This window comes from Bacillus paranthracis (genome assembly GCF_024296885.1).
In the GTDB taxonomy this organism is placed as follows: Bacteria; Bacillota; Bacilli; order Bacillales; family Bacillaceae_G; genus Bacillus_A; species Bacillus_A paranthracis.
Window position 1 is genome coordinate 3,587,981 of record NZ_CP101135.1, and the last position, 12,042, is coordinate 3,600,022.

11 protein-coding genes are annotated in these 12,042 nt (G+C 37.5%); all 11 read right to left on the reverse strand.

Annotated features, from left to right (window positions below):
* Positions 1 to 19: 19 nt before the first annotated feature.
* The 11 genes from rpsO to NLJ82_RS18480 all read right to left on the reverse strand — a co-directional run bounded on the left by rpsO (position 20) and on the right by NLJ82_RS18480 (position 11,954).
* Positions 20 to 289, reverse strand: coding sequence for a 30S ribosomal protein S15 (rpsO, locus tag NLJ82_RS18430; RefSeq protein WP_001229392.1), 270 nt, complete (start codon positions 287 to 289; stop codon positions 20 to 22).
* Between the two features lie 100 nt (positions 290 to 389).
* Positions 390 to 1,361, reverse strand: coding sequence for a bifunctional riboflavin kinase/FAD synthetase (gene ribF / locus NLJ82_RS18435; RefSeq protein WP_000766710.1), 972 nt, complete (start codon positions 1,359 to 1,361; stop codon positions 390 to 392).
* Between the two features lie 43 nt (positions 1,362 to 1,404).
* Entirely contained in the window at positions 1,405 to 2,328 is a 924-nt protein-coding gene (gene truB, locus NLJ82_RS18440; protein WP_000399358.1) for a tRNA pseudouridine(55) synthase TruB, read from the reverse strand.
* An 86-nt stretch (positions 2,329 to 2,414) separates the two neighbouring features.
* Positions 2,415 to 2,771 (reverse strand): 30S ribosome-binding factor RbfA, encoded by a 357-nt coding sequence (gene rbfA / locus NLJ82_RS18445; protein WP_000776443.1) that lies wholly within the window; start codon positions 2,769 to 2,771, stop codon positions 2,415 to 2,417.
* Between the two features lie 15 nt (positions 2,772 to 2,786).
* Positions 2,787 to 3,068, reverse strand: a complete 282-nt coding sequence (locus NLJ82_RS18450; protein WP_000582364.1) for a DUF503 domain-containing protein — start codon at positions 3,066 to 3,068, stop codon at positions 2,787 to 2,789.
* A complete protein-coding gene (infB, locus tag NLJ82_RS18455) occupies positions 3,065 to 5,125 on the reverse strand; it encodes a translation initiation factor IF-2 (protein WP_000036342.1) in 2,061 nt (686 codons plus the stop codon). Before infB ends, NLJ82_RS18450 begins: the two co-directional genes overlap by 4 nt.
* 4 nt (positions 5,126 to 5,129) lie before the next feature.
* On the reverse strand, positions 5,130 to 5,441 hold the full coding sequence (locus tag NLJ82_RS18460; protein WP_001286523.1) for a YlxQ family RNA-binding protein: 312 nt from the start codon (positions 5,439 to 5,441) through the stop codon (positions 5,130 to 5,132).
* A complete protein-coding gene (rnpM, locus tag NLJ82_RS18465) occupies positions 5,442 to 5,714 on the reverse strand; it encodes an RNase P modulator RnpM (RefSeq protein WP_000071128.1) in 273 nt (90 codons plus the stop codon).
* Positions 5,715 to 5,725: 11 nt separating this feature from the next.
* Entirely contained in the window at positions 5,726 to 6,832 is a 1,107-nt protein-coding gene (gene nusA, locus NLJ82_RS18470) for a transcription termination factor NusA (RefSeq protein WP_000102609.1), read from the reverse strand.
* 17 nt (positions 6,833 to 6,849) lie between these two features.
* A complete protein-coding gene (rimP, locus tag NLJ82_RS18475; protein WP_000359097.1) occupies positions 6,850 to 7,320 on the reverse strand; it encodes a ribosome maturation factor RimP in 471 nt (156 codons plus the stop codon).
* 332 nt (positions 7,321 to 7,652) lie between these two features.
* The gene (locus NLJ82_RS18480; protein WP_000059980.1) at positions 7,653 to 11,954 is read right to left on the reverse strand and encodes a PolC-type DNA polymerase III; all 4,302 of its coding nucleotides are present in this window, start codon (positions 11,952 to 11,954) and stop codon (positions 7,653 to 7,655) included.
* Positions 11,955 to 12,042 lie beyond the last annotated feature (88 nt).

Sequence of the window (12,042 nt, forward strand, 5' to 3'; positions counted from 1 at the left end):
AATATTCCCGCTTCTTTGACTATCGACGTAAGCCAAGCTTTGTGATTAATTCACGGTAACGTGTGATATCGCTATTACGAAGGTAAGTTAGTAAGTTACGACGTTTACCAACCATCTTTAATAGACCACGACGTGAATGATGATCTTTCTTGTGAGTACGTAAGTGCTCGTTTAGAGTGTTAATTTGCTCCGTTAGGACAGCAATTTGAACCTCTGGAGAACCAGTATCAGTCTCATGAGTTCTAAATTGTGCAATGATTTCATTTTTACGCTCTTGTGTTAAAGCCATCCTATTTCACCTCCTATTAATTAAACCCCCGATTACCTAGCAAGCGTCGGTGAGTCGCAATGCCAAGCAATGGTTGTCATAAAGTACATAACATAGAATACTACTTTTCATTTGAAAAAGCAAGTATATTATTTTCGTTCGCAAAATATTCTTGTGCTGTTTTCTTATCTTTTGCGATTTGTTCAACTAACTCATCGATGCCATTGAATTTCTTCTCTTCTCTTATACGCATATGCCACTCTACTGTAACATTTTGATCATATATGTCTTTGTTAAATTCAAATAAGTGCACTTCAATAGATAGTTGGCGCTCATCTTCTTTAAAGGTTGGTTTATATCCAATATTACATACACCATCGTACCATTCATCGTGAACTTTTAATCTCACTGCATAAACACCTACAGGTGGTAATAGATACTCATCACTTAAACCTACATTAGCTGTTGGGAAACCAATTTGACGTCCACGTTTATCACCGTGTACAACCGTTCCTCCTACTGTATATGCTCTACCTAAAATAGATGGAATTTGCTCCATTTCGCCATTTCGAATTAACTTTCGTAATGCCGTAGAACTTACTTTCTCTTCTTGAAATTCAACTTTTTCAATCACAGTCTGTGTAAACTCCCCTCTTGCATGAAATGGTAAAGTCTCCATCTTTCCTTTTCCTAAACGTCCATATGAATAATCAAACCCTGCTACTACATGCTTTACATTTAAACCAATAATATAATCATCTACAAATTGTTGTGGCAATAAGCCTGCAAATGATTCATCGAATTTAACAACATATAATATATCGATTCCTAAACTCTCGACTATTTTTTCTTTATCACACATTGGTGTAATATACTCCGCATGCGCTTCCTTTTTACCTAAAACAACAGATGGATGCGGATAAAATGTCATCACTGCACTTTTATATCCCTTTTCATCCGCTATTTGTTTCGCAGTTCGAATCACACATTGATGTCCTAAATGAATGCCATCAAAAAATCCTAATGCCATTACAGTAGGTGGTAATTCTAATTTATTTTGTTCATGTGGATGAGTTAAATGAATAAGTTTCACGCTTGAATTCACCTTTTTCTGTAATAATCCTTCCAATAATTCATTATAGCTTTAGTTCTTGATTATTCACAAGTACTTTCATCGGCTTTAGCATACCAGGGTGCTTTGGATGGTGCTCATAAATTGCAAGGCAGCGATCGTTTTTATCAAACACTGTTATAAATGGCGCCGTTATTTGCAATTCATTTTTTAAGAACATACCATTTTTTATTTTTTCTGCTTGCTTTTCATCTACAACCATTTTCGGGAACTTACTTAATGCTTCATCAATTGAAATGAAGATAGACTCTACTGTTCCATTTTGCACGTTTTCTTCAATTTCTTCAAATGATATGCAATCTTCTAATACAAATTCACCTGAAGCCGTTCTTACAAGGTGAGACATATGTGATGGAAAACCAAGTTTTTCACCAATCATTACCGCTAATGTTCTTACATATGTTCCTTTACTACACGTTACACGGAAACGGAATGAAATATTTTCTCCTTCAAACACTTCACGATCATCTAGTAATACAAATTCATGAATTGTAATTGTACGAACTGGACGTTCAACCTCTTGTCCTGCTCTTGCATATTCATATAATTTTTTTCCGTTAACTTTTACAGCCGAAAACATCGGAGGCATTTGCTCAATCGTACCTGTTAATGCGGCAAGAACCTCCTCCACTTCTTTACGAGTAATAACACGATCTACATATTTCGTTTCCACAACTTCACCTGAAGCATCTTCAGTTGTTGTTGAAAACCCTAATGTTACTTCCCCTTCATATGTTTTCGTTTCACTTGTTAAAAATTGTGCAATCTTCGTTGCTCGTCCAACACAAATAGGCAATACTCCTGTTACATCTGGATCTAATGTTCCTGTATGACCAATTCGTTTTTCACGCAATATCTTTCTTAATTTAAATACACAATCGTGTGATGTCATGCCTTTTGGCTTATGTAATAATACTACACCTTCCATATATGTTCACCTCATCGTAATTCTTTCATAATCATTACCTAAAACTTATTTTACATTGAAAAAATGGATAGACAAATGTCTATCCATTATTCTTCACGTTTACCTTCTTTATTAATTTCATGTAAAAGTGTATCAATTCGATGACCATATCCGATAGATTCATCAAATTCAAAGGAAATTTCAGGCGTTTTACGAAGACGAATACGTTGGCCAATTTCTGAACGAATGAAACCTTTTGCCTTCGCTAAACCTTTTAGTGTACTTTCTTTCTGCTCTTCATCACCTAAAACAGAAATATACACTGTAGCAATTTGTAAATCTCCACTCACTTGTACATCTGTTACAGTAACAAATCCGACACGTGGATCTTTAATTTTACGACTGATGATGTCGCCTAATTCTTTTTTCATTTGCTCGCCTACACGGTTTGCACGTAATTTCATAACTCTTCACCTCATTCAATACCATTCCAATTGTGTTATCGTACGTTCAATTTCAGGAAATGAATCAATATACTCAAGTACACGATTCATTTCTTTTTCACAAATAACACGATTTGAGGATACGGAAACAATCGCAATTTCTGTACGTTGCCATACATCTTGATGCCCTACTTCTGAAACAGCTACGTTATAACGCTGTTTCACACGAGTTAACACCCGTTGCAAAATTGCTCGTTTCTCTTTTAAAGAATGCACATCGTAAATCATACACTCAAATGAGAGAGAAGCGATAATCATCGCTTCACTTCTTCCATAATGTACGCTTCAATGATGTCCCCTTCTTTAAGATCGTTGTATTTCTCAATTGTAATACCACACTCATAGTTTTGAGCAACTTCTTTTACGTCGTCTTTGAAACGTTTTAACGTATCAAGTTGACCTTCATAGATTACCACACCATCACGGATAATACGCACGCCGCTATCACGTGTAATTTTACCATCTGTTACGTAACAACCTGCGATTGTTCCAACTTTTGTTACTTTAAACGTTTGACGTACTTCAGCTTGACCGATTACTTTTTCTTCAAATTCTGGATCTAGCATACCTTGCATCGCTGCTTCGATCTCTTCGATTACTTTATAAATAATGCGGTGTAAACGAATATCAACGTTCTCTAATTCAGCTGTACGCTTCGCATTTACATCTGGGCGTACGTTAAATCCAATTACAATTGCATTAGATGCAGAAGCTAAAATGATATCAGATTCTGTAATCGCACCTACGCCTGTATGGATAATTTTAACTTTAACACCTTCAACATCAATTTTACGAAGTGATGCTGCCATTGCTTCTACAGAACCTTGTACGTCCGCTTTCACAATTAAGTTAATTTCTTTTACATCGCCCTCTTGGATTTGTTGGAATAAATCTTCAAGGCTTAATTTAGATTTCTCACCACGTTGAGCAAGTAACGCTTCTTGTGCACGTGATTCACCGATTTGACGAGCTTTCTTCTCATCAGCGAATGCCATGAAACGATCTCCTGCTTGTGGTACTTCATTTAAACCTGTAATTTCAACAGGAGTTGATGGACCAGCAACTTTTACACGACGACCAATATCACTTACCATTGCACGAACACGACCGAATGTAGTTCCAACAACGATTGGATCTCCTACTCGAAGCGTACCGTTTTGAACAAGTAATGTCGCAATAGTTCCTTTACCTTTATCAAGCTGGGCTTCGATTACAGTACCAGTTGCATAGCGGTTTGGATTTGCTTTATACTCTTCTACTTCACTTACAAGAAGAATCATTTCTAGTAAGTTGTCAATTCCTTCGCCTTGAATCGCAGAAATTGGTACGAAAATTGTGTCTCCGCCCCATGCTTCTGGAACTAATTCATATTCTGTTAGTTCTTGCATTACGCGATCAGGGTTCGCAGCTGGTTTATCCATTTTATTCACAGCAACAATAATTGGTACTCCTGCTGCTTTCGCATGGTTAATTGCTTCAACTGTTTGTGGCATAACACCGTCATCAGCTGCAACAACAAGGATTGTAATATCCGTTACTTGTGCACCACGAGCACGCATCGTTGTAAACGCCGCGTGACCAGGTGTATCTAAGAATGTAATTTTCTTGTCATTTACTTCAACTTGGTATGCACCAATATGCTGAGTAATTCCACCCGCTTCACCAGCAGTTACTTTAGAGTTACGGATAGAGTCAAGCAATGTTGTTTTACCATGGTCAACGTGTCCCATGATTGTAACTACAGCTGGACGCTCTTTTAAGTTCTCTTCATCATCTTGCTCATCGATGAATGTTTCAAACTCAGTTTCGCTTACAATTACTTCTTCTTCTACTTCAATACCGTAGTCGTTAGCAATTAACTCAATTGTATCTTTATCTAAATCTTGGTTAATTGTTGCCATAATTCCAAGCATGAAGAGCTTTTTAATAATTTCAGATGGCTCTTTGCTTAATTTCTTAGCAAGATCACCTACTGTAAGACTTCCAGAGAAAGTAATTTTATCTGGTGTTTCTACAGTTTGTGTTTGTTGTCTTCCAGCAAAGTTCTCTTGACGCTTATCTTCGTTTCCTTTGCCTTTTTTCTTTTTCTTATTGCTGTTCTTTTTACTACGAACAACTTTTTCTTCTACTTCAAACTCATCTGCAACAGAAGGTTTTTCAGCTTGATACTCATTATCTAATTTGTTTACTACTTCATCGTCTAACATTGTCATATGATTCGAAACCTCGATATTCATTTCTTTTAGTTTTGTCATAAGATCTTTACTTGAGATATTATGTTTTTTCGCATATTCATGCACTCGAATTTTACTCATACCTTCACCCCCGGTAATTTGTATCGAGCATGCTACGCAGCTTTTTCGCAAAGCCTTCATCTAACACAGCTACAACGACTCGCTCATCTCTCCCAATCGCATGCCCTAATTGTTGTCGATTTTCGACCTTTCTCATTGGTACGTTGTAGTACGTCGTTTTATCCGTGATACGCTTTGTAGTATTTACTGACGCATCCTCAGATAGCAACACAAGTTTTGCCTTGCCACTTCGTACTTCCTTTAAAACGAGTTCTTCACCCGAAATAATTTTTCGAGCCCGGTTTGCTAGTCCTAAAAACGATTTCCAATCGGACACTTATTTCGACTCCTTCTCAACAAGCTCAAGAAGTTCTTCATAAAGAGAACTGTCGATTTTCGCTTTTAGATGATGTTCCAAAACATTTTTCTTTTGAGCTTGAAGAATGCTTTCTTTATCTTTTGATAAATAAGCACCTCGTCCTGATTTCTTTCCAGTTAAATCAATAGACACTTCTCCCTCTTTGGAACGAACAATGCGAACGAGCTCTCGTTTTGATTTCATTTCTTGCGTTGCAACACATTTTCGTAACGGAACTTTTCGATTGCTCATACTCATCACCTCTATTCGATTTCGTCTTCAACAGAATCGAATCCGAATGCGACTACGCTATCTTCTTCTGTTACAATACCAAGTTGTTTCGCATCAGACTCACTCTTAATATCAATTTTCCAACCTGTTAATTTAGCTGCAAGACGTGCATTTTGTCCACGTTTACCGATAGCTAATGACAGTTGGTGGTCTGGAACAACAACTGTTGTTGCTTTTTCTTCTTCATCTACAAGTACTTTCACAACTTGTGATGGGCTTAAAGCATTGGCAACATATTCTACTGGATCATTTGACCAGCGAACGATGTCAATCTTTTCACCTTTTAGTTCGTCTACAATGCGTTGTACACGTTGTCCTTTCGGTCCTACACAAGAACCTACTGGATCTACATCAATGTTCTCTGCATGTACAGAGATTTTAGAACGATCTCCTGCCTCACGTGCTACAGAACGAATTTCAACCGTTCCATCATAGATTTCAGGAACTTCCATTTCGAATAAACGTTTTAAAAGACCAGGATGTGTACGTGATACGTAAATTTGTGGTCCTTTTGTTGTTTTTTCTACTTTCGTAATGAATACGCGAATACGATCATGTGGTTTGTATTGTTCGTTTGGCATTTGCTCACTTACAGGTAATAAAGCTTCTACTTTTCCTAAGCTTACATAGATGAAACGAGCATCTTGACGTTGTACGATACCAACCATGATATCTTCTTCACGGTCACTAAACTCAGAGTAAATAACACCACGCTCAGCTTCACGCACTCGTTGTGTTACAACTTGTTTTGCAGTTTGTGCTGCAATACGACCGAAATCTTTTGGTGTTACTTCAATTTCTAGTACGTCACCATCTTGATAGTTTGGATTAATTTGTCTTGCTTCTTCAACAGAAATTTCAAGACGTGGATCAAACACATTATCAACAACGTCTTTACGTGCTAAAACTTGGATTGTTCCCACTTGTGGGTTAAAGCTCACACGAACGTTTTGTGCTTGGTTAAAATTGCGTTTATAAGCAGAGATTAACGCTGCTTCAATCGCATCAATAATAATATCTTTGCTAATTCCTTTTTCTGACTCTAATACGAGCAAGGCATCTAACAACTCAGTGCTCATGAAGATCCCCCTTCTAACTAAAACGTAACAGCAAGTCGCGCATTTGCAACTTTGTCCATTGGAATTTGGATTTCTTTTTTACGTGTTTTAATTGTTAATAATAGTGTAATTGTAGTACCATCGTAGGAAAGCATTTTTCCTTCAAACATCTTTTCACCATCAATCGGCTCATATGTTTTAATTGCCACTTGTTTTCCTACCGCTTGCTGGAAGTCTTTCTCTTTCTTTAATGGACGTTCTGCTCCAGGAGATGACACATCCAAAAAGTAAAGATGAGGAATTGGATCCTCTTTATCTAAAGCTTCGCTTAAACGTTCACTCACCGCACCGCATTCTTCAATGTCGACTCCCTTTTCAGAATCGATGAATACGCGTAAGAACCAGTCTTGTCCTTCTTTCACATACTCTACATCTACAAGTTCAAGATTTAACTCTTCAACAATTGGCTGCGCAAATGCTTCTACAACTTCTGTGACTTTCTTATCCATAAACAGCCTCCTTCCTGCCGCCATGTACCATTCACAAGAAAAGACCCCGTCCATAGAACGGTCTATCTTATTCTTTCTCGTTAGCTAACAAAAGCCCCTGCCGTTAAGCAGGGAATATCTGTCTTAGTATTACCAAATTTAAGAAGTAAAACTTGTAACAAAATATGTATATACGACAGAAATTTCTTACCTCTCCACATCAATAAAATGTAGATAGTAACACGAAAGAGTGGGTTTCCCCACTCTTCTTTTCACACAATATACATGACATGGTTATCTCGGTTAATAGTATACCATACCAAATGTTGATTTGCAAAGACTTTTCCTACCTATCAGAACAGCGATAACTGGTTTTGATCCGGCAAATCACCTAAACAACCTTGACTATCTAAATACTCAATAATTGTTTTCGAAACCTTACTACGCTGCTGCAAGTCTTCTTTTGATAAGAATTCTCCATTTTTGCGTGCTTCCACAATACTTAAAGCTGCGTTTGTACCAAGACCAGGCACCGCATTAAATGGAGGGATTAATGAGTCTCCATCAATAATAAAGTCTGTTGCATGTGAGCGATATAAATCCACCTTTTGGAATGAGTATCCACGCTCACACATTTCAAGTGTCATTTCTAGTACAGTCAATAAACTCTTCTCTTTCGGTGCTGCATCTAAACCTTTTTGCGCAATTTCATCAATTCTTGCACGTATAGATGCTGAACCTTTTGCCATCGCTTCTACGTCAAAGTCATCTGCACGAACCGTAAAGTATGCCGCATAGAATAAAAGCGCGAAATGTACTTTAAAGTATGCGATACGCACAGCCATAAGTACGTAAGCAGCCGCATGGGCTTTCGGGAACATGTACTTAATCTTCTTACATGAATCAATATACCAACCTGGTACATTATTACTTTTCATGTCCTCTTCCCATTCTTCTGGTACACCTTTACCTTTACGTACTGACTCCATGATTTTGAAGGCTAATGATGGGTCTAAACCTTGATAGATTAAATATACCATGATGTCATCACGACAACCGATAACTTCACTCAGCGTACATGTACCGTTATAAATTAACTCGTTTGCATTACCAAGCCATACGTCCGTACCATGTGATAACCCAGAAATTTGGACTAACTCTGAGAACGTCGTCGGTTTCGTCTCTTCTAACATCTGTCTTACGAATTTCGTACCAAACTCTGGTATACCAAGTGTACCTGTTTTACAGTTAATTTGTTCCTCCGTTACGCCTAACGATTCTGGCCCTGAGAAAATTTTCATTACTTCTGGATCGTCCGTTGGGATTGTTTTTGGATCAATACCACTTAAATCTTGTAACATACGAATAACTGTCGGATCATCGTGTCCTAGTATATCAAGCTTCAGTAAATTATCATGAATAGAGTGGAAGTCAAAGTGTGTTGTTCTCCACTCAGCACCTATTGAATCTGCTGGATACTGTATTGGTGAGAAATCAAAAATGTCCATATAATCTGGCACAACGATAATACCACCTGGATGCTGCCCTGTTGTACGTTTTACACCGGTACATCCTGCTACTAAGCGGTCAATTTCTGCATTTCGAATTGTTAAGTTATGATCATTTGCATAACCTTTTACATATCCATAAGCAGTTTTTTCCGCAACTGTACCAATCGTTCCTGCACGATATACATAATCTTCACCGAATAGTACTTTCGTATAGTTATGGGCACGTGGTTGGTATTCCCCGGAGAAATTCAAATCGATATCGGGTACCTTATCTCCTTTAAATCCAAGGAACGTTTCGAACGGAATGTCATGTCCATCTTTTACATATGGAATATTACAAGTTGGACATTCTTTATCCGGTAAGTCAAAACCAGAACCTACAGAACCATCATTAAAGAATTCTGATTGCTTACATTTCGGACATACATAGTGTGGTGGTAATGGATTTACTTCTGTAATTTCCATCATCGTTGCAACGAATGATGAACCTACCGATCCACGCGAACCTACTAGATATCCGTCTACTAACGATTTTTTCACAAGCTTATGTGAAATTAAATAAATTACGGCGAATCCATGCCCGATGATACTTTTTAATTCTTTTTCTAAACGCGCTTCTACAATTTCAGGTAACTCTTCACCATAAATGCTACGCGCCATTTTATAACTCATATCACGCGTTTCATCATCTGCACCTTCAATTTTCGGTGTATATAGATCATCTTTTACTGGATGAACATCACCAATTAATGATGCAATCTTTTGTGTATTCGTTACGACTATTTCTTTCGCTACGTCTTCACCTAAAAATGAGAAACACTCTAACATTTCATCCGTTGTACGGAAATGTACAGGTGGTAATGAATGTCGGTTTAACGGATTCGCTCCACCCTGTGAACTTACTAAAATTTTACGATACATTGCATCTTCTGGATTTAAGTAATGCACGTTTCCTGTAGCCACAACTGGTTTATCTAACGTCTCACCTAGTTTTACTAAGTTAGAAATAATTGTTTTTAATTGTCCCTCATCTCGAACGAGTTCACGCTCTACTAAATGACGTAACACTTCTGGTGGCATTACTTCAATGTAATCGTAGAACTGCGCAATTTCTTCTACCTCTTCAGGAGCTTTTTGCATCATCGCCTCAAACACTTCACCTTTATCACAAGCCGTTCCTACTAAAATACCTTCACGATACTTTTTTAATAGTGATCTTGGTACTCGTGGTACACGGTAAAAGTAATTTAAATGAGAATATGAAACAAGTTTATATAAATTTTTCAATCCAACATCCGATGTAGCAAGTAATGTCATATGACTTGGACGCCCGCGCTTATATGCATCCCCTTGTCCCATACTATCGTTTAATTGATCGTGATATTCAAAACCTTTTTCAATTACATCTTTTAACATTTTTACAAGTAAATATCCCGTTGCTTCTGTATCATAAATTGCACGGTGATGCTGAGTTAATTCAATGTCCATCTTTTTACACAACGTATTTAAACGGTGATTTTTCATTTCTGGGAATAAGAATCGTGCAAGCTCTAACGTATCTATTACTGGATTTTTTGTTTTTTCTAAACCAGCTTTTTTAAATCCTACGTTAATAAAGCCCATATCGAAGCTTGCGTTATGAGCAACAAGTGTATGGTCGCCCATCCATTCTTCAAACTTTTTAAACACTTCGTCCACTTCTGGTGCGTCGGTTAACATATCATCTGTAATACCTGTTAATTCAATGATCGTTGCCGATAATGGTTGATGCGGATTTGCAAAAGATTCAAAGCGGTCAATAATTTCGCCGCCTTTTACTTTTACAGCAGCTAACTCAATAACTGTATCATATACAGCTGATAAACCTGTCGTCTCAACGTCGAAAACAACATACGTTTCCTCTGCAAGTAAACGATGCGCTTCGTTATACGCTATTGGTACACCGTCATTCACTAAGTTTGCTTCCACACCATATATAACTTTAATTCCAGCTTTTTTCCCAGCTGAATATGCTTCTGGGAATGACTGTGCAACAGCATGGTCTGTAATGGCAATAGCCTCATGCCCCCATTTACCAGCTTGAGCAACAAGCTTAGAAACTGGAGTAACAGCATCCATTTGACTCATTGGCGTGTGAAGATGGAGCTCTACTCGTTTTTCGCCTTCTGGTGCTTTATCTTTACGAGACGGTCCTGTTATTTCATTAATATCATTTGCAATCATTACTAAATCTCGAACAAATGTATCATTTTGAACAGAACCACGAGCCTTCACCCACATTCCTTTTTTCAAGGATTGTAGCATTGGAATATCTTCTTTATCACGTGAGAACATTTTGATCATAATCGAATCTGTATAATCCGTTATTTTTAAAGTTAATAACGTACGTCCACTACGAAGTTCTTTTGTTTCCACATGGAAGACATATCCTTGAACTGTTTTTCTTCTTTCTTCATCTTGAATTTCTCGCATCGGTGTAATCTCTTCATCTGGCTTAATAAGATACCCAAGTGTAATCGGTCCTTCATGCACAACGCTGCTTTCTTCAGCTTGCTTCTTTGCCATTTCTTCCATAGCTTGTATAACACGCTCGCGGTCTTCTTGCTGCGTTTGCTCACGAAACTTTTGCATTTCTTCTGTATTTTGCTGTATATGTGTGTCTAACTGGAAACGCGGGAATCCAAAAGCCTCGTATTGATCCCCTACTGGTTTCGCAACGTTTTTCTTTAAAGCAGTAGATTCCAGCTCATTATTCACATTTATAAGTAACTTCACTCCATTGACCTGCGGAAGCTGCTTCTTTAAATAAGCAAACATAGGTGAAAATGTAATTCGTTCCGTACAAAGTGGCCAATACGCCCTCACTTCTTCTTCAGTAAATTGTTTGTTCTCTGTTTCTAATGCAAATGTTGTTCTTGCAATATGAGAAAATGATTGCTTAAGCTTTGTTTCTAGCAATTCATATAATTCTGTAGGCAAAATACGTGGCACTTGTAAATTAAAATGCCAACTTTTATTCGCTTTATCGATAACGAGCCTTTCAATACCACCGCCTTGTAAATATTGATTTATAAGGTCGTCTGGTATTTGCAACTGCTGGAGCAAAATTTGAAATCGCTCTTTTTGTTCATTTGTTAAAGACATAAGCACTCTCCTTCCATTTGCTATTATAAATTGAAACGTACTACAAAGAAAGATTTCTCCCTTCTTCTTTTACAAAATACGTTTACAA